This window comes from Ruegeria sp. CDSC045 (assembly GCF_059610725.1).
Map to the genome: position 1 here is coordinate 173,800 of NZ_JBXWOE010000007.1, position 19,162 is coordinate 192,961.

Annotated in this window: 13 protein-coding genes and 1 tRNA gene; 5 read left to right on the forward strand and 9 right to left on the reverse strand. The window is 54.8% G+C overall.

The window, feature by feature from the left end; translation table 11 throughout:
• Positions 1–158: 158 nt before the first annotated feature.
• From AC2FH6_RS13850 to AC2FH6_RS13885, 8 genes are all read right to left on the reverse strand, one after another.
• The gene (locus AC2FH6_RS13850; protein ID WP_496703185.1) at positions 159–2,318 is read right to left on the reverse strand and encodes a serine/threonine protein kinase; all 2,160 of its coding nucleotides are present in this window, start codon (positions 2,316–2,318) and stop codon (positions 159–161) included.
• 334 nt (positions 2,319–2,652) lie between these two features.
• Positions 2,653–3,939: a dynamin family protein gene (locus AC2FH6_RS13855; protein ID WP_271948831.1), complete on the reverse strand. Its 1,287-nt coding sequence runs from the start codon at positions 3,937–3,939 to the stop codon at positions 2,653–2,655.
• The gene (locus tag AC2FH6_RS13860) at positions 3,936–5,978 is read right to left on the reverse strand and encodes a dynamin family protein (protein WP_496701886.1); all 2,043 of its coding nucleotides are present in this window, start codon (positions 5,976–5,978) and stop codon (positions 3,936–3,938) included. The genes AC2FH6_RS13855 and AC2FH6_RS13860 overlap by 4 nt, the downstream gene beginning before the upstream one ends.
• 67 nt (positions 5,979–6,045) lie before the next feature.
• On the reverse strand, positions 6,046–6,918 hold the full coding sequence (locus tag AC2FH6_RS13865; RefSeq protein WP_496703186.1) for a hypothetical protein: 873 nt from the start codon (positions 6,916–6,918) through the stop codon (positions 6,046–6,048).
• 22 nt (positions 6,919–6,940) lie between these two features.
• Positions 6,941–7,342 carry a hypothetical protein gene (locus AC2FH6_RS13870; RefSeq protein ID WP_496691615.1) on the reverse strand — a complete coding sequence of 134 codons (402 nt, stop codon included), beginning with the start codon at positions 7,340–7,342 and terminating at the stop codon, positions 6,941–6,943.
• Between the two features lie 30 nt (positions 7,343–7,372).
• Positions 7,373–9,088: a dynamin family protein gene (locus AC2FH6_RS13875; protein WP_496703188.1), complete on the reverse strand. Its 1,716-nt coding sequence runs from the start codon at positions 9,086–9,088 to the stop codon at positions 7,373–7,375.
• A gap of 8 nt (positions 9,089–9,096) precedes the next feature.
• Positions 9,097–11,109 carry a dynamin family protein gene (locus AC2FH6_RS13880; RefSeq protein ID WP_142636261.1) on the reverse strand — a complete coding sequence of 671 codons (2,013 nt, stop codon included), beginning with the start codon at positions 11,107–11,109 and terminating at the stop codon, positions 9,097–9,099.
• 2 nt (positions 11,110–11,111) lie between these two features.
• The gene (locus tag AC2FH6_RS13885; protein ID WP_246097206.1) at positions 11,112–11,594 is read right to left on the reverse strand and encodes a hypothetical protein; all 483 of its coding nucleotides are present in this window, start codon (positions 11,592–11,594) and stop codon (positions 11,112–11,114) included.
• 664 nt (positions 11,595–12,258) lie between these two features.
• Here AC2FH6_RS13885 and AC2FH6_RS13890 point away from each other — a divergent pair.
• The 5 genes from AC2FH6_RS13890 (at position 12,259) to AC2FH6_RS13910 (ending at position 17,331) form a co-directional block, all read left to right on the forward strand.
• Positions 12,259–12,343, forward strand: a tRNA-Leu gene (locus tag AC2FH6_RS13890).
• Positions 12,344–12,747: 404 nt separating this feature from the next.
• Positions 12,748–13,953 (forward strand): YcaO-like family protein, encoded by a 1,206-nt coding sequence (locus AC2FH6_RS13895; RefSeq protein WP_496703190.1) that lies wholly within the window; start codon positions 12,748–12,750, stop codon positions 13,951–13,953.
• The gene (locus AC2FH6_RS13900; protein WP_496703192.1) at positions 13,950–15,272 is read left to right on the forward strand and encodes a TfuA-like protein; all 1,323 of its coding nucleotides are present in this window, start codon (positions 13,950–13,952) and stop codon (positions 15,270–15,272) included. Before AC2FH6_RS13895 ends, AC2FH6_RS13900 begins: the two co-directional genes overlap by 4 nt.
• A gap of 44 nt (positions 15,273–15,316) precedes the next feature.
• Positions 15,317–16,612 (forward strand): gluzincin family metallopeptidase, encoded by a 1,296-nt coding sequence (locus AC2FH6_RS13905; protein WP_496691610.1) that lies wholly within the window; start codon positions 15,317–15,319, stop codon positions 16,610–16,612.
• Between the two features lie 113 nt (positions 16,613–16,725).
• Entirely contained in the window at positions 16,726–17,331 is a 606-nt protein-coding gene (locus tag AC2FH6_RS13910) for a hypothetical protein (RefSeq protein WP_496691609.1), read from the forward strand.
• 52 nt (positions 17,332–17,383) lie between these two features.
• Here the strand turns inward: AC2FH6_RS13910 and AC2FH6_RS13915 are convergent, their stop codons facing one another.
• On the reverse strand, positions 17,384–19,153 hold the full coding sequence (locus AC2FH6_RS13915; RefSeq protein WP_281286267.1) for an adenylate/guanylate cyclase domain-containing protein: 1,770 nt from the start codon (positions 19,151–19,153) through the stop codon (positions 17,384–17,386).
• Between the last annotated feature and the right edge of the window lie 9 nt (positions 19,154–19,162).

Sequence of the window (19,162 nt, forward strand, 5' to 3'; positions counted from 1 at the left end):
GGGCTGCTACTCACCTCTGCACGTTCGGTACACAGGCACTGATGATTGAGAACAAAAAACTCATTTACCTTCTGCGACGGGCCGGTCCCCGTCAGAGTGATGGCTTACGCTTCACTCTCAGCAAACACACACAGGCAGATCACAATCAGACCGGATCATTACTCCTGTACCAGGGGCATAACCGCACCCGTTTCAGTACCGTTGCGCAGAACTGTAAAGCGGGCTTCGGACTGGTTTTCAGAAACAAGGAGCTGCAAAAGCGCGTCCAGCCCTTCAGGGTTGGTAATGTTCTGACCGGTATGATTTTCCGAGATCAGTACATCGCCTTTGCGCAGGCTGCCTGCTGCGGGCGCGTCTGGTGCAGTGTCAACAACAGTTGCCCAGCCGTTTCCATTGCTGTTCCTGATAGTGAACACATAACCATTCTCGAGACCCAACATGCGAATGGCGGGCAGGGCCAGCAATCCGTTCTGCGCACGGGTTTTTCCGAGTTCCCGATAACGGGCAGTGATGCGGATATACCCATCCGGATCGACCTTCAGGTCATCCAAAATCTGGGCGGCAAAACTTGCATCTGCCTGGACCGGCACTCCATTCACAGTATAAATTGACGCCCCATGCTGCACCCATTCTCCGATCACGGAAGTATCCAGCGTGGGGTCAATGCCGGTCACGACAACGACGCTGCCAGTCGAGGCGCGGCGTTTCGAGGTCTGGAACGGTATTTCCACATCCCAATGAGAATACGCAATCTGCGTTTCTGCCGGTTGGCCAGCAGCAGCGCTGATTTCTACCGGGTCGGCAGCAACAGGGGCTGCCTCGACAGGTTGCGCTTCGGCGTTTTGCGCCGTGAAAGTATCCGTCTGCTCAACAGGTTCTACGCTTGCGACTTCTTGTTCTGGTGCTTCAGCTTCCGCAGCGGCCGGTTCTGCCGTTTCCACGACCTCTTCCGCAGCGGCCGGTGCCGCCGTTTCCACGGCTTCTTCCGGCTGTTCCGAGGCTGGTGCCTCTGCCTCGGTCACTTGGACCGGCGCTGCTGTCGGTTCGGGGGTTTCTTCGCTGCCACTGAACAAAACGAATCCGCCTGCAGCCAAGGCAACCACCACCGCAGCAGCGCCTGCGATGACTTTACCGCTGCCGCCTGATCCGTTCTTGACGATCGTATCGACCGCAACCGCGGCCTCTTCTTTTTGTGCAAACTTGGCCAGATCGCCCTCAGACTTATCCTCATTACCCAGGGCAATGTCAGGGTTCCCAGCCAACAAGGCAGTCACCACCGCCTCGGCATTTTCACTTTCGGCTTTGATCCGGGCTTGCTCTTCGACTTCGTCCTTACGGTCCATCGCTACGATGACCGAGACCGGACGATAGGCGAACGAGTCAAACATGACGCCGGGACCACGGAACATCCGCAGCCAATCCAGGGCCGTTTGCAGACGATCTGTTGCGTGAACTTCCATCGCTTTGTCGATCGCTTCAAGGAACCCATCGGGATAGCCGCTGTACTGACCTGCGAGGGGCGTATAGGGATCATCCTGGCCATTGTTGAAGGCATTCAGTCGGGTTTGCCCGTCGATCGGACGTTCGCCACTGATGGCGTGGTAAAGCGTCGCCGCAAGAACATACAGGTCGCTGCTGGGTCCCTGATCTGCGCCGCGTACATAGAATTCGTGCGGGGAATAGCCGTCTTTGATAACGCGCAAAGTCAACAGGGCAGCAGATTGATTGGCTGCCTGTTCGCGCGCGGCACCAAAGTCGATGAGGACCGGGTCTCCGTTTTGGTCAATCAGAATATTGTCCGGTGAGATATCGCGATGCAGCATTCCGCTTTGGTGGATGAACGAAACGGCCGACAGCATTTTCTCGGTGACTTGGACAATGAAATCCGGGCCCGCGTCGTTTTCGGGGCTCTCGGAATAATCCAGAAGATCGCAACCCCGGATCAGGTCCATTGCGATATACGCCGTGTCGTTGTCTTCAAAGACCTGATGTACGTCAACGATATTGGGATGAACCAGTCGGGCGTGATTGCGGGCTTCCTGAATGAACAGGTCGATGATCGCGCGCAGATCTTCTTTGTGGTCGGGATTGATGGGTTCAACCGCGTCACCATTCCGACGGCACAGAGCGCCCGGATAGCACTCTTTGATCACGACATCGCGTTCTAGGCTGTCGCGGGCCAGGTAGGTAATCCCAAACCCGCCATTGCTGAGGAAACGAAGAATCTCATACTGCCCGCGCAACAGCTTTGCGCCAGGTTCAAGTCCTTCAATCTTAGGTTCGTCGTGCGTTGCACCGACAGCCTGGTTATGGCTCATTTCATTCCGCCCGTTCTAATCGTTTTGCGGCAAAAAACCTGGGCAAATAGCCCGCAAACACACAACCAAAAACAACCGCAGGACACTCAAGTCGGTTAGACGATTCAAATTTGACTTTATTGGGGCCGCCTGATGGCTTCACTAAGGATCGTTTTTGCGATTGATCTATATGTAGTGTATATTTGGCAATTTATACTACATATAGAAATATATTGTGATAAAATCGAAAGCTAAAAACAAATTCTTAAGGATTGGTCTACAATTTCGAAACAATAGATTCGTAGGAATCGCATCTACGATTCGCGGAATTTCCGCTCAGCCTTGAGCGGAAATTTCAGGTTCCGGTCTTTGGCTGTGCCGATTCAACCCGGCTGCCGGCCCAAGCAAGGTTGTCACTCAGCTGTGCCAGGATGCTAATCGCATCCTTCAGTGGCGCAACGCCGCTTTCGAACTGAAGCAAAAGCAACAAGTCCGTGGCCTTTTCGAACTCACCCGGAATCCAATCCGCCGTCGGGTCAATCTCGCCATCGTTTTCCAGGCGCTCGGCGAAATCCTCAACGATTTCCTGACAGCTTTGCAGGAAAGCCGCAGGCTCCATATTTGAGGTTTCCCGCAGGTCTTCATAGATACTGGCAATTGCGGCAAGCCAGTCTTCCAGGATCGGATTGTCGATAGGGGGTAGCACGTTTTCCAGCGTAGCCTGCATAGAGGGCGCGTCGAGGGCGGCTATGTCCGGCACCTGAACGTCAATCGATTTCAGATAGGGTAGAAAGTGCTGTTCCAGATCTTCGCGCGCCGAACTCAGGTCTGCCTGTCGCCGGTTCGAAGCAATATCAAGCACCTGTTCGGCCAGCCCCTGTCCACCGCAGGTTTCCCAAAGGGCGAAATCCGGTTCTGGCTCTTGCGCCATGGCACGGACAGCCACTGGGGTGCCGATCGGCACAACCGAGCGGAACATATTGCGCTTTTCTTTGTTCAAGCGGGCCAACACCCGGTCAAGCGCGTCGCGTACCGGAGGCAAATCTGTATGTGTCACAGCCAATATGCTGTTTGCTCGCAACTCTTCCGGAACCTTAGCCCAAAGATGGCGTTCCGTTTCGCGCCATGCATTTGTGCCGTTGGTGCACCAGATTGCGCAATCCACAAATTTGAGCAGATCGAGCGTCGGTTTATAGGTATCATCCAAAGCGCCTGACCCAGGCAGATCGTAGAGCGATATCTCTTGCAGGGCAGGGGTGTTCAATCCAACAGAGATAAAGTCGGGTTCGTCCTTGGCAGCTTTTTCAAGTGCAATTCCAGAATAGACTTTAGGTTCACGGTCCCACCACCCGACAGTTGTTTCGGGGGTTTCGGAATATGCCACAATAACGAGCGGCAGTTTCAGATGCTGCGGCCCGGTAGGCAGAATATCTGCCCCGGCCAGCATGTTGGCCAGGCTGGATTTTCCCGCGCCAAATTCTCCGGCGAATCCAATATTGACCGCGTTTGACAAGCGTTCGGCATGCGCCAAAGCACGGGCGCGCATATCTTCGAGCGCCACGTCGCTCGGCAGGCTTTCGGTCGCGGTCAGAAAGCGCTCGAGCTGCCTCACTTCCTTGTCGGTTCCGGGAAATTCGATCATTCCGCTGCCTCTGCTAGTCTTTCATCTGTTTGATGCTGGCTGAATAGGGTGCCCAGCTCGTCAGAAATATGTTGTGCGTGGTTGAAGGAGGCTTGCGCCTCGGCCCGGGCATTTGTTTCGCCGGTTCCGGCACGATGTTCAAGATGTGTGGCGAGCAGGGCCAGATAATGGTCCAGCACAGTATTAAGCCGCTCGGTCAAATCACCGCGGGCGGTATCCACCAGATCATCTCCGATCATCTCAAACTCCTGAACGATCATGCGTTCGGCACGGGACACGACACTTTTACGCGAAATCAGCCGGGACAACCAGTTTACCCGAAGTTCGACAGTGATGCCACGGGTCAAAGCGGACGTGTCCGGACGGAACCAGCGAACTGCGCTGGTATTCATCCGGTTGTCGGTTGCGTCCTGCCAGCCGGGCAGAGCCCGCAGCGTGGCATTGCTTTGCATGTCGATTGCGTAGAGCTCGCTCAGCATTCTTTGGCGGACAACTTGGGTGGCCCCCTGAACAAGTTCGCGCATGCGGTCACGCAGCGGAGTGAAATTCAGCTCGGTTTCTCCGGTTTTCGACAACAGCGGAGAATCTCCGTTCGGGCCGCGAACAACGCCCGACACGGCCTCGGCCACGGTGTCATCCATTACGCCCCTCAGGTTGGCCAGGACGTCATCCATTTCGTCAATGATCTTGGTGGTCTTGTCGCTGACCGAGTTCCGCAGATCGGCCAATATCCTGTTGTTTTCACCAGCGTCTTCTGCCGAGGTTGTGGTGTCGTTCTCGATCGCGCGCAGATGCGCTTTGGACCGGTCCAATTCACCTTGGGCAAAGCTGTTGAGATGCTGCCAGGCCATACGCAGTTGTTCATCGCGCGGGCCTTCTGTCAGCGCTCGGGTCACATGCCGGCGCAGATCGGGCAACCCGGAGGCGATCATAGCGGCAAAGCGCAAAACACCTTCGCGGCTGATCGGGCCGGGGCCTTGTTTGATCTCTTCGACACCGTCCAGATATTGCTTCATCTGATCGGGGTGCGCGCGCAGCCAGGCCAGGACATCGTCGTGGTTGATACCGGCTTCGTCACCGGTCAGGGCGTAATGCGCCCATTGGGCACTGCCGGTCAACACGTCAATGTTCGAGTTCCCAAGCGCCTTCTCAAGCCCGTCCAGAACATCGGCCCGCACCTTGAACGCATCTTCGGCACCATTTCCCAATTCGTCCACGCGGTTGATAAAAACCACGATCTGGCCCAGCTCGAGCGCTTGCATTAGGCGGAACAGTTTCAAGTCCGCCCGAGAAAGCGCCTGATGCGCCGACAGGACAACCACAAAAAAGTCGGACTCTTTGAGGTATTGACGAGAGATCTCTTCGCGGATCAGCAGAGGGTCATTTACACCGGGCGTATCGGTGACCGTAAGCGGAAATGGGAAATGTCCGATGTCAAAATAGACCTCGGCCTTTCGGGTGATGTCGCTGTAAAGGCCCCGGTCCGATGCCGGATCATGTGTCCCACCCTCGGTCGGGTCATCGCCTGCGCAAACATAACGTGCCAAATCATCCGAATTCAGGTCTTCCAGATCATGATGTTGGCCCAGCAGCTGTTCATAGCTATCGCCCAGCCGAAGCTTGGCGCGGGTCTTCATTGCGTCGACCTGTTCTTCGATCATCTCGCGCTTATAACTGTCCTCGTCATCGGGGAACATGTTGCGCAGCTCTTCGCCTTCGGCAATCAGGGACTGCCACTGACGGTTGTCGAAGAAATGGAACTCGGCACCTTGCGTCCGGCCCGACGGGTGGCCGAAATGCATATCAGTGATTACGGTTGTCCAAGGGTTCACATCCGACGGCAGATATTCGGCCTGTCCGGTAAAACCATTGATCAGTCGGGATTTGCCGGCCTTGATCTGACCAACAAAAGCAATCGAGGGCTTCAGGTTCGAAAGATCACCAATGATCCGAGAGATAAACTGCCCGGTTTCGTCATTGCTGACGCCTTTCATCTCGTTGGCTATACGAAGTAACTCGCGACGATTATTCTCACTCATAACACATACCCTGACTACTTAATTTCACGGATCGAATTCGTTGAAAAATTGAACTGTTGGCACCGGATCATTTTTCCGATCCCGTAACTGATTTCCAAAGGTTTACGACGGCTCCCAGTTTGCGCGCTTCATGAATGGCCAGCGCAAATTGAGACCCGTCATGCAGAACGGCAAGCGCATCCCCTTTGCCCCCTGAAGGCCGCATTACAATCAGCTGAGGATGATCCAGCGCGATGGCGGCGTCACCGTCCCACCCAACAAGATCCTGTGCAAACTGACGAACCAGATCCTGATCGGCGTGCATGGGTTGCCCGACGTCGCATACTCCTTCGAGCCGCGATATGGCTGCACCGTCCAAGGCGACTTCGGCGCGTCCCAATGCGAACCGTTCAGCGCCATCAAAAAACGCGCTGGCAATGGTTCCTGCTGTCGCCTCGGCGGCGGGCGCTGGAATATCTGTTTCTTGCGGGGCAGGCGTGTCGGGAACCAAAGAAACGACCGTCTCGGGCGGCAGTTCGATAGTGCCGCAAGCCTTTGCAATCTCGCTGAAAGTCACACCGACATCATCGACCTCAAGCGCCGTGTCCGGTTGCAGAGAAAGCAGCTCCAACGGGGCAGGGGCTGCTGCAATATCGGACACCAATTCGGCCAAGCGGGTCGCAAGCTCTTCACGCGGAGTAGTTTCAAAATCCGGTATCATGCCCGAGCGGACCCGGAAAACATCAGTTACCCGCGAGCTGTTGACCTCCATTGCCAGACAATCACCATTGGCCGCGGTAAATTCCAGCCGACGCGGCAAAATGGTTCCGCGAATTGTACGCAGGATCTTTTCACGACGAATCTCAGCCGTCTCAGCAGCTAATGTAACCGTCGGATTCAAACGGGCGACCGACAACCGCCCGATGTCTTCGAGCATGTCCAGTATGTCAGTATCCATCATGCCGTGACCCCCTCTGGTCCCGTTATACAGCGGCCGTAACCGGCCCCAGGCTTATGTGCGATTTAGTAAGCGCCAGCCCCACATTGGCACTGTCGCGACAGATGTAGCAGACCACATGGTCCGGGTAGTCCGGGGTCCGCAGGAAAATATTCAGCCGATCCTTTGAAAACACTGCGATTTCGCCAAACCCAGGATTTTCCGTATCGTCGGCGTCGGTCGAACGCAGCAGATTCTCAAACGCGATCACACCGTGCCCCTGAAAAAGGTTGGCCACCGCAATGGCCAGAGTATCCAAGGCTTCGGCACTTTCCGAGTCTGTGACATGGGTGCCTAGCAACATACCTGTCTTCATGTCGACATACCCGGCTGCTATGCAGTCGGGTATGGTCGCCATCGCATCGTTTAATGCTGTTTCGATAGACATCGGTTGCCCTGTCTCCTAGGTTTCTCACCGCTAAAGTACATGTCGTTCAACACCCGTGTCTTCAGAGGTATTGGCCATGGGCCTTACCGCGTTATCTGATTTTCGCGCATTGTGTTCGGCCGTGATTTGGTCAAACTCCTCAAGAAATGCTTGAAATACCTTCTTCAACGCTTCTGGGTTGGTGGGCATGTCTTCGCCATCCGTGACCTCGCGCCACATCGCCGCCGCGCTAAGCGGGGTGTCGACGGACACGTTCACAATGTCTTCAAACGAGCCCGCGATTTCCGGTCTGCTCTCTGGCAGGGCGACAACCTGAGTGTTCACCAGGCCATTGGTTTCCGGCTCTGGTTCGAACTCATCCTCGGCATCATCCGATTGTTCAGCCATCAACGCTGTGATCGAGGATACGGAAAGTTCGACCGGGGTTTCTTCCGGCTCTGCCTGAGTGGTCTCTTCGGGCTCCGGAACATCTGTAAGCTGGTCCTCCAAAGAGGCCATGAATGTGTCAGCTTCGTCTTCGTCACTGAACAGGTTTTCTTCTTCAGCAACTTCGACTTCCGCAGAAAGTGACTGAACTTCAACAATATCAGTTTCATCAATGACGGATACGGCCTGTGGGTCTGTTTCATCATCCTCGGCAGGAGCAACGGACAGATCGGCAACGTCCGAGTCCTCGGGAGTGGTCTCCCGGAAGAACGCCCGCAATTCGTCTTCTTTTTCTTCTTTTACGATCTCGGCGCCCGAGGTCATGTCGGCGCGCAGACGTTCGGCCTCTTGTGGGTCAATGCGCGGGGCACGTTCAACCTCATCGGGGCGCAGTTCGACCCGGGCAGGGCGCACGGGGAATTGTGTCACCACCTCGGGCTCTGTTCCCTCATGCAGCGGATTTACCAGCTTCAGCGGAGCGGTTCCCTGTACATTCGAGAAATTGCGCCGCGGGCGCAGCGGGTGTACCTGAGGAGCATCGGACAAGCTGGTGTCAATTTGATAACGCGCCAGCTGATGAGCGCGGCTGTCCATGATCAGTTCTGTGATTTCCAGGAAGCTGTCGACCATCTTGCCACCGCCACTGCGGGTCCACAATTCGGCGTCCCCGCTTTTGTCGCGGGCCATGATGGCATCACGGGCTGAAAACAGGATCGAACGGTTGAACAGGTGACCTGCTTCGCGGTTCACACGACGAAGGACCTTTTGGCGATCCTTGACATCCAAAACGTCTGCACGTGTGACCAGCAGCAATGAATTGTGTTGCAACCGTTCGGGCAGGGAAACCCAGGTTGCCCGTTCCGTTTCGCGCCATGCCTGCGTGGCGTGCGTACACCAAATAACGCCATTTGCCTGACCGACAGCCCGTCGCCAGACATCAGTAGAAATCTTGGGGTCGGAAATACCCGGAGTGTCAATCAGGTCGACGGCTTCGAGAATGTCGGATTCCAGAAATATGCGAATAAACTGGGCATCATTCACCCCGACTTGTTCCAACTGGTCCAGGTTGATGTTTTCGCGAGTTCCGTCAGGGCGTTGTACATAGGCCGACCTTCTACCCCAACTGAACCAAACTGGTGGCAGCTGTGTGGCTGTAACCTGTGTGGGCAGTGCCTCCGAGCGCAGCAGAAAGTTCATCAAGGTTGATTTGCCGGCGCTGAATTCCCCCATAAGTGCGAAAACAGGTTTCCTGCGGGACCATTTCTCAATGCGGTCCCATGCTTTTGAAGAGACGAAGCGGGTTTGTGAATCTTTTGCCATATCGCTACTTATGCTGCCTCGTTACTAAGATCTTTCAGGATATCGCCGAGGATATCGTCGCGGGATTTCTGAGGGGCCAGCCCCTCCATCAGCGCTGCACTGCGACCGGGGTCCTTTTCGGCCGAGGCCGAAATGTTCAACAGAGTCTCCTTTTGCTCGCGCATAAAGTCGGAAAGGGCGGCGCGGACATTTTCAAGAACTGCTGCAATCTGGTTTTCTTCGATATCCTTGGTGATCGAATTCGCCTCTGATGTGATCAGGCGCGTATAATCCGCCGCATAGGCCTCGAAACCATTGCGGCGTTGCCACCAGCGGCGCCACCATGTGCTTTGCAAGTCCAGGGCAATCGTGCGTCCGATACCCAGTGGAGGTGGTACCCGCGGGACGATTGGTGCCTCGATGCTGAACTCTCCCAGATGGTTGCCCAGCAGGCTTTGATACAACGCTTCGATGTCAGCGGCTGCCGCTGAATACAACGCACCAACTTCTTTGCGCATCGACCGGGCAAAGCTAAAATAGGCCGCTTTTTGCAAGGTCCGCAGCCCGGCAGGATCGTACTGCCACGTTCCTTGCTCGCCATTTTGCTCAAGATGCGCGATCAGAGAATCGGTGGCACGTTTGACAAAGTTGGCTTCGGCCGAGTTTAGACGCTCAAGCACTTTCGCGCGCAAGGAAGCAGTAAGCTCAGCGGCCTTCTTTTCATATTCTGCGTTGACCTCGGCCACGGCGTCTTCGGGTGCTACCCCGTTCAGCTCTCGCACGATCCCTTCGCTGTCGGATAGTTTTTTGGCCACGGCGGTCGCCCGGATCTGACTGGCGATGTTACGCGCCCGGTGGCGTACACGGTCCAGAAGTCGAGTTCCTGCGCCTTCGGCAATGCGTTCATTCATCGCCAGCAATAGGTCGGGCAAACCGGACAACGCCCAAATCTTGTCCAGTGACGGGGCTTGATCGCCAAACCCGGCCGCCAGATAGAACGTGTTAAGGGCTTTCCGGGATTCCTCAGACAGAATATCGGGATTGCCAGTTATCGCGGCCTCGGCCCACAGAGCGCTGCCGAACACGACACTTGCCTTGGTGTCGATATTGTTCTGTTTCAGCGTGTCCAGAATCCGATCCCGAATCTCAGGAACCTGGGTGACCGGATCTGCAAGTTCGTCAATTCGGTTAACGAACAGGATAATCTGACGATTTTCGAACTGAGCGATGATCCGCATCAGCGCCATGTCCATTGTGGTCAGAGCCTGACTGGCTGCAAGAACCACAATGCAGACTTCGGACCCGCGCAGGCTGCGCAGGGTGATCTGTTCACGCACCATAAACGTATCGTTTACACCCGGTGTGTCGCACAGCTTGAGGGAAATTGGGTACTGGGGGATGTCCATGTACAGCTCAGCCGACTTTGTCACATCCGCAAAACGACCGGTCTTGGGGTTGATGTCCGGGTCGTCTTCATCACCCAGACACACATACCTTTGGATCAGTTCCTCATCGAAATAGTCGTATTGATGGCTTTGCCCCAGAATCAAGTCGAAATGCTTACCCAGTCGTTCCTCGGACTTAGCTTTCATTTCGCCGATCTGACGGCGGATATCGTCCATTTCATCGTCGGCGCCGGCCCGATTGGCCAGCTCTCCCAGCCGGCCGCCGCCAACCATCAGATTGTCCCATTCCTCTTGTTCGAAGAAAGTGAACCGGGATTTTGTATCACCCTGGGTTCTGGTGTTGATGTTCAGCGTGGTAACCACAGAGGTCCAGGGGTTCACATCCGAAGGCAGCAGGGCAGGGCGTGCGGACAGAATGTTCACAAGCGAAGATTTTCCTGCCTTGACCTGACCGACCAGCGTGACGCTGGCAGTGAAATTCTCCATGCGTGTCTTGAGCGTCGCAAGACGTGCCGAGGAGCGCGCGTCCGCCACCTCTGTCAGTTGGTCAATCTGTGTCGTCAATGCCGACATGGCCGAAGTCATTGGGGTCAGCGCTTCGTTTCCAACAGACAAAAGATGATCGTTACGCGCCATGGTTAGCCTCCGGTTCCTGTAGCGGCGATATGAGGTTCGATCTGCCCGTGAGGTGCGCTGGTCAGCGTATCGATCCGGGCGATCAGGTTCAGGGCGTTGCCCAAAATTGCGGCTTCGGCGCTTGGTGTGATCGATTCATATGCGCGGGCATCGGCCAGCACTTCGATCGAGCTGAAGCAGTCGCTATTTTCCAGGCACGCAACACTGCGCCCTGTTGGGAAACCCTGGGATTTGACCTCGGGCAGAGGCATTCGAGAATTGGCAAGCAAATAATGCCCGCCAGAATGCGTGCGCAGCGAGATGCCAAACCCGGTATTCGGGTGTTCGCGATTCAGGGTTTTGAGTTCACCAAGAAAACTTTCGCGTGCAAGACCAATCGCGTCTTGCTCGGCAGATGCAGAGTTCATCATGTTGGTCACGGTAAAGACCCTTGTACTGGAGTTGAGCGAACGAACTGGTAAGACGCCCGAAGGCAAAAGACTCATTAACTCCTTTCCACCCATCAACTACTGGCAAGGCGGTCTTATTTTGACGCGAATAAGATTTTTTGGCGTTTGAATTGTGGCGCAAGTATGGCTGCGGACTTGCCCGGGCCCACTACTAAACTAAAAAGCGTATAGAAATATGAGCATATCAGCTGAAGTTCACAGCGAGCCGAATTTGATAACTGGCCCCCAAATGGGGTGTAACTATTTATTAAATTATAGTTTTACATACATGTGGTCAGCTCCATATTCGGCAAAATCTTGTCATGAGACAGAATCCATCGCCCAAACAAAGTGCGCTTTCGGGAAAGGCAACAACAACACGGCACAACGTGAGGGTGTTTAGATTTGGCAGGTTCATCAATGGTGAATTTTAACAGGACGCTAGGTTTCACATAGTCTTATTTTGGGTCTGCCTGGTCTACGAGATTTCTGTTTTAGGCGGCGTCAGGCAAAGCTTGGCCAGCTGCAAGCCCATTGGCCTTTCCGGTCGATGTGCTCGTGCGGTCTTTCATATGTTTTCGGGTTGTGTGGTGCCTCTGAGCAGAGGTTGGGTTTGTTCTGAAACGGGCATCAATATTCTTCGTGTAAACTACAATTTCCCTCTCGCACTCGTTCAAAAGCTTTGCTATTGAGCGGCATTCCGGCAGCTGCTGCTGGTCGTGCGGGTGTGGCGAAATTGGTAGACGCACCAGATTTAGGTTCTGGCGCCGCAAGGCGTGGGGGTTCAAGTCCCTCCACCCGCACCATAGTTCAGTGTATTGCATTGATTATATTTTATAAATTAGACCCAATAGAGCAACTTTCCCGATTGCTCTGGGACCTTCGCACGAAAGAAGGCGCGCTTCTGACAGCTTTTCGAGACATTTTGGGTTTCCGGTCTCGCAATAAATACCGCAGAATGAAGATTATGTTAAAATAATGCGACATCCTTTGAATATCGTTGCTGCAATTCGATTCTAGGTGCTGGCTGCTGGACACAGTTGGTTCAGCCCGCGCTTATCATTGTCCAGCAAGTAGATTGTCGTGTTGAGACAATTATGGGCGGCAGAGTTGACCCATATGAAATCATCCCCCATCCTGAGCTGATCCGGTCACCGGCAAGTATTTTCGCCTGGTGGCCAATTTCTTTTGTTTTTGGCAAGGTTGCATCATGTCTGACGTATCGGAAAAGCAATATGTGCTTGATACTCATCGCCTGCGAAGCCCCAGCCAAACATTGGAAATCGTAACGCCCTATTTGCGTGAAATGGGCATTACTCGAATTGCGAACTTAACCGGCCTGGATCGTATCGGATTGCCCACGGTCATGGTTGCGCGCCCGAATTCCCGATCGGTTTCGGTGTCGCTCGGCAAGGGATTGTCAGTCCCGGCCGCGCAAGCGTCGGGGGTTATGGAAGCGATCGAAAGCTGGCACGCGGAACGGGTAACGGCGCCTCAACGTCTGGCACGATTTACCGATATAGCGCGCGATGCGCCGGTGGTGGATGTTGATAAGCTACCTCGGGTAACTGGTGGCCGATTTGATCCTGATGCGAACAGATTGTGGGTAGAGGGTCGGGATTTGAATTCCGCTTGCGCCCGTTGGGTTCCAATGGAGATGGTCGATACCGATTATACGTCTTTGCCGATGGCTGGGCAGGTAGCCTTTCCCAGAACGACAAATGGTTTGGCATCCGGCAACAACCTGTTTGAAGCCAGTTGCCATGCGATCTTTGAACTCATCGAACGCGATGCCACCACACTGTGGCAATTTCAGTCCGCGCCAGCACGGATCCACCCAGACACTATCGATGATGACAGGTGCAAGGACGCAATAAGCATGATTGAGGCAGCGGGCCTGAACCTGGGCATCTGGGACACCACCTCGGACATCGGAATCGCCTGTTTCCGCTGTACGATCTGCGAGCCGGACGGGCAGAACGGCCACATCGGTATCGGTGATGGCTGCCATCCAGATCGCGCCATTGCTTTGTTGCGGGCCCTGACCGAAGCGGCACAAACCCGCCTCACCTATATCTCTGGCGCGCGTGATGATCTGGACCCAGAAGAGTTTACTGACCAGGCGCAGACCGAAAGATGTGCCTATATTAGCAATCAGATTGACAGCTCGGACGCGACGCAGGATTTTTCGAATGCTCCGACATATGCCACCGGATCATTCCAAGAGGATTTGAACTTGCTGACTACCCGCCTCGAAACTGTAGGTATTTCGCAGGTGATCACGGTCGATCTATCGCGCCCGGAATATGAGATCGCCGTTGTCCGAGCTGTCATACCTGGGCTTGAAGCGCCTCATGACGACCCCGATTATATCGCCGGGGAACGCGCGCAGCGTGTAATGGAAACATACGGATGAGTGTCGTTATTTTTGTGGGCCCGACGTTGACAGCCGATGCTGTGGCCCAATGCTTGGACCCTGTGATCTTGCCCCCGGTCCGGCAGGGGGACGTATATCGCGTGGCACGTGATCGTCCGCGTGCGATCGGGATAATAGACGGCTTTTTTGAGGGCGTCCCGTCGGTCTGGCACAAAGAAATTCTTTGGGCCATGGATCAGGGAATCCCCGTTTATGGCAGTGCCAGCATGGGTGCTTTGCGCGCGGCAGAGTTGGCTGATTTCGGTATGATCGGCGTGGGTCGAATCTTTGAGGATTTCTACAGCCAAACCCTGCAGGATGACGACGAAGTTGCGGTCCTGCACAGCCCAGCAGAATTGGGCTATTTGCCATTGAGCGAGCCCATGGTCTCGGTCCGAGCAACGGTTGAGGAGGCGCAAAATCTAGGCATGTTGGTCGCTGAACGTGCCGCAGAGGTTCTGCGGATTGCCAAAGGCATGAACTATCGTCAGCGCAGTTGGCCCAACATAATTGACGCGTTGAACGGGCTTTCTGATATCCAGAGTTTTGTGGACTGGCTGCCAAACGGCAAGGTCGATGCAAAAGCGCGTGATGCCGTTGAGATGCTTGGGCGTATGGCCGAAGATCTGGCAAACGACCTACCCTTCCCGGCGACGCAGCAACCGACCGAAGAAACGCTGATGTGGAAAGGGCTGCGTGCCCGAGTGGATGCCAATCAGAAGGCCGATCAGGCGGTTATCGACGAAGTCAGGCTGAACCCGGACATGTATACGCGGCTGCGTGAACGGGCCGCGCTGACTCTGCTGGCGCGGGAAGAGGCTGATCGGCGGGATGAAGAGCCTGACCGCCCTGCCCTGATGGCACAAATGGATGCGCACCGGCAAAAAGCCGGCCTGTCGCGCCGCGCCGCTTTGATGGCATGGCTGGACGAGAATGATCTGAGTGTCGAGGAATACGAGGCGATGCTGGCCGATGCCGCTCGGGTGCACGGCCATATTACCTCTCGGGCTTCGGTCCTTGAGACATCGCTTTTGCGCGAGTTGCGCCGTGACGGGAGCTATGCCGAATTGCGGGATCGTGCCCATCGCAAGGCACAAAGGGGAGCTGAATCATTGACTGCCCGAGGCGGTCCCGCAAGCAGGCGCCTACCTATGGTTATGTGGTATTTTGAAACACAGCTTGACCAACCAGTGCCGGATGATCTTGAATCATATGCAGTTTCACTTGGATTGGCCGGGCGGGAAGCATTTTTTGATTTGATAGAAGCAGAGTATTTGTTTTGTCACGCGGATGCCGGATTAAATAGTACCGTTGACTAGCCGCCCCAAGGCGGATCCGAGGCGTGGCCTGAAAGGGGGGTATTGTGAACTTACCAGATCACCTTGATGAAGAAGAGCCTGGAACGCGATTTCTGCTGTATCCGCAATCCCCTTTTCTGGAAGAGGACCCACAGCTTGAGCTAGTCGAAATATCGGCCCCGCAGGGCAGTATCGGCCCAGGTCCATCGGGTCCGCGCATGTACACGGTTAACCCTGTCGGAAAGACTACACCCTATGGGGCCATCGTGCCCGGACCGGATGGTCCGGGAATGTATCTGCCGCCCTGGAACGGATATATCCATCCCCCGGCAATGCCTGATGAGTTCGGTAACTTTATCCATATTGGCCCGTCGGACCCGGCTTTTGAGGCAGCGCATCTGTTTGGCTCGGCGCATTTCACGATGGATGTCTGGCAGGGCTATTTTGACCGACCAATCCCATGGCATTTCTCCCGCGATTTTGACCGACTGGAACTGTCGCTGCTGCCAAGCCTGGACAATGCGCATATCGGTTGGGGTTTCCTTGAAACCGGGGGCACCCACGAACACGGGGACGAATATCGCCCCTACAGCCTGAATTTCGACGTGGTCGCACATGAAATCGGCCACTCAATCATTTACAGCGTCGTGGGCATGCCCACCGACGGAGATGTCTCGGGTGAATATTACGGGTTCCATGAATCAGCCGCCGATATGGTGGCGCTTCTGGCCTCTTTGCATTTTGGCTCGGTGGTAGAGGCGCTGTTGGAAAACACCAAAGGCAATCTCTACAGCTTCAACCGGCTGAATCGCTTTGCCGAGCTTTCGGAAAATGCACAGATTAGAACGGCCGCAAACAACCGGTCACTATCGGAATTCGCTGCCGGATGGTCCAGTGAACATGCACTTTCCGAGCCACTGACAGGTGCAATGTTCGACATTTTGGTGGACATCTATCATGAGCGCCTGTTGGTTCATGACCTTATCACACAGGCCGAGGAAGATCTGTCCGATCAGCTAGAGGATTCACCCGATTACAGCGCGGTCATGCAGGGTATTTTTGACAAGCGATATGCCGAAAACCCTGATGGATTCCGCGTAGCACTTCTTGAGGCGCGCGATTTCCTGGGCACCTATCTGGCCGACGCCTGGAGCATGTTGGACGCCGATATGCTCAGCTATTTCGGTGTCGAAAAGGCCATGCTGGCGGTGGATCAGGAAATTACCGGGGGTGCCTTCCGGCGGATCATCGAAGGAAACTTTCGGATGCGTGATATCGGGGTGGCAACTGCCGGTCCGCGGCTGCCGGATCCCGATGAAGACAGTCACGCACACTCCGTCCGCACGCAGGTTCCAGACTGATGACAGCAAAATTCTTTTTTTTTCGGCAGATTTATGGCATTTAGAGGCGGGGTGATTTTTGAGGAGACACCGATGCGGTCATCCTCGGGATTTAATCGAAGGGGGTTCGGGTGATGAACCCATATTTGGGAGATGAGTTTATGGCGGAATCCTTGCTCAGTTTTTCGGAAGTGTTGATTTACGGCAGAGTTATCGACGATTTGGATTACGACCCTGCGAAAAAGAAAAGCAGAGGCAAAGGCAACAACAAACATCTTGATGAGCAACTCGCGAGTTCAGGAAATGACGAAGCAAAATTTGCCAAGATTTACGGGTTTGCCTATGAAGGCACCTATTACGACCTGCCCGAGCCGGTGATTTTCCTGGTTCACGGCAATGGTCAAGACGTCGCCAAGAAGGGCGAGCCACCAAACCAGGCCTCGCGCGCGCCCACGGATCCTTCGATCGGCGGTGTTGCGGCGGCGGACTATCAGGTCGCTGACGGTATCAAGTTCTGGAGTTATGATAAGTCCGATCAGACCATGCGAATGGATGTCACGACAGGCCAGTTCGAACAGGTTCTTCTAGACCTCTATTTTGGCTTTGACAGCCCTGCTATCAGCGGTGCAAAGGTCAGCGGTGCCAAAGTAAGTGGCGCCAAGGTCAGTGGCGCGAAAGTCAGCGGAGCCAAGGTCAGTGGCGCCAAGGTTAGCGGAGCCAAAGTACGCGGCGGCGACTGATCTTCGGACAAAGTCAGCAAAGAAGGCGCGGGTTCTCGCGCCTTTTTCCGTTCTAAAATCCCGCTTTTTTCAGCCCTTCGACAAAGTGCTGCGTGTCGTCTTCCAGACGGTCGGGCAGCACCTTGGCCCAGCGTGACAAAGAAAAGTTCGGGTGTGCGGCGCGGTGCTTTTCAGCAATCATACGTGCCATATCCATGTTGCCCAGCTGCGCATGGCTGGCGGCCAGCATCCGTTGACCCTCGGTCGGATTGTTCATCTTGTTGACGGTTTCGATAACATCTTCATAGCGCCTGAGATTGTAATAGGCGCCGCCGAGGTGCCAGAGATACTGATCCGGAAAGTACGGGTTCAGACGCATGGCCTGTTGCAGATGCGTGATGGCGGTCTCATTTTCTCCCGAATGTGCAAGCGCATCGGCGAAATCCGAATGCATATCCGCATCATTGGGGTTGAGAGCCAAAGCACGTTGGTAAGACTGTAGCGCCGCACTATGTTCCTTGCGATACAGATGGACAAATCCCAGCTCGCCAAATCCCCGTGCGTCTGTTGGGTCCAATTCGATCGACCGCTGTGCCAAAGACAGCGCCTGCTCGAAAGCACTGCCTGGATCTTCGGTCCACGAGTATCGCCAATCCAGATTCAACGTTCGGGACAAGGCGGCGGCGGCACGGGCATAGTTGCCGTCCCGTTCCAGCGCAGATTGATAGAAATTCTGTGCCTTGCGGTTGTCGTTGCGCGTGTATTTGAAGATGTGCTGCTGCCCCTGCAGGACAGAGCCATATGCCTCTAGATCTGAAGGAACGGCCTGAACCATAACTTGGCGCTCATGGGATTCGATCATTACGGCCGTGGCCGCGACGATACATTCAGTCACCTCGTCCAGAATATCAAATATATCGTCAATGTTTCGATCAAACCGCTCACCCCAAATCGTGCGTTCAGTGTTTGCATCGACCAGTTCCGCAGTAATGCGGATTCGACTGGAAGAGCGACGCACACTGCCACGGGCGATATACCGGACATTCAGCTTTCTTGCGGCTTCCTTCGGTGGCATGGACTGCGCCCTGAAGAAGAATGATGAGTTTCGGGCGATGACGAAAAGGTTTCTGAATTTGGAAAGGTTCAGAATGATGTCGTCGGTCAGACCATCGGCAATCCAGCCGTCAGACTCATCCCCACCGCTGATGCTGAACGGTAGCACAGCGACCGACGGAGTGTCCGGGCGTTCCAACAGATCGACAATAGCGTCGGGACGCATAGTGCCCGCCAAAGTAGCACCGGCAACCTCGCTGCGGACACAGTAGGTTGAAACCGGCGAAAGAATGTTCTTCAGATGCTGCGGACCAAGAAATTCGTACCCATACCGCAACCGGTTACAAACCTGATCATACACCGCAGAGCTGACATAGACCCGCTCGGGTTCCGCAATTTCTTGCAATCGCGCTGCAATGTTGACGTTGTCGCCATGAATTCCACGCTCATCTATCAGGATCTCTCCAAGATGGATGCCAACGCGAAACTTGATTTGCTGTTGATCTGATCCTGAATCGTTGTGCTGGGCAGAAATTTGGTGCAGCTCAACACCAAATTCGACCGCGCTGGTCGCTGTTTCAAATAGGGCCAGGATGCCGTCACCGCGCACTTCGACAACACGCCCCTGATAACGGGCGCATGCGGCTTCGATCTGCGATAGAAGTGTCTTCAAAGCGTTGTAGGTGTCGAGTTCGTTCTCACTCATCAGGCGAGAATAGCCGACGACATCTGCAAATAAGACTGCACCCAGCTTCTGAGTGATTGATGAATTCGGGTTAACTGTATTCACTGGCGGTAC

Bases quoted from the DNA above. Each gene is read 5' to 3' on its own strand.
- AC2FH6_RS13900 (WP_496703192.1), top strand. From the start codon at position 13,950: ATGAGTGTCGTTATTTTTGTGGGCCCGACGTTGACAGCCGATGCTGTG.
- AC2FH6_RS13875 (WP_496703188.1), bottom strand. From the start codon at position 9,088: ATGGCAAAAGATTCACAAACCCGCTTCGTCTCTTCAAAAGCATGGGAC.
- AC2FH6_RS13895 (WP_496703190.1), top strand. From the start codon at position 12,748: ATGTCTGACGTATCGGAAAAGCAATATGTGCTTGATACTCATCGCCTG.
- AC2FH6_RS13880 (WP_142636261.1), bottom strand. From the start codon at position 11,109: ATGGCGCGTAACGATCATCTTTTGTCTGTTGGAAACGAAGCGCTGACC.
- AC2FH6_RS13910 (WP_496691609.1), top strand. From the start codon at position 16,726: ATGAACCCATATTTGGGAGATGAGTTTATGGCGGAATCCTTGCTCAGT.
- AC2FH6_RS13855 (WP_271948831.1), bottom strand. From the start codon at position 3,939: ATGATCGAATTTCCCGGAACCGACAAGGAAGTGAGGCAGCTCGAGCGC.
- AC2FH6_RS13850 (WP_496703185.1), bottom strand. From the start codon at position 2,318: ATGAGCCATAACCAGGCTGTCGGTGCAACGCACGACGAACCTAAGATT.
- AC2FH6_RS13870 (WP_496691615.1), bottom strand. From the start codon at position 7,342: ATGTCTATCGAAACAGCATTAAACGATGCGATGGCGACCATACCCGAC.
- AC2FH6_RS13865 (WP_496703186.1), bottom strand. From the start codon at position 6,918: ATGATGGATACTGACATACTGGACATGCTCGAAGACATCGGGCGGTTG.
- AC2FH6_RS13885 (WP_246097206.1), bottom strand. From the start codon at position 11,594: ATGAGTCTTTTGCCTTCGGGCGTCTTACCAGTTCGTTCGCTCAACTCC.
- AC2FH6_RS13860 (WP_496701886.1), bottom strand. From the start codon at position 5,978: ATGAGTGAGAATAATCGTCGCGAGTTACTTCGTATAGCCAACGAGATG.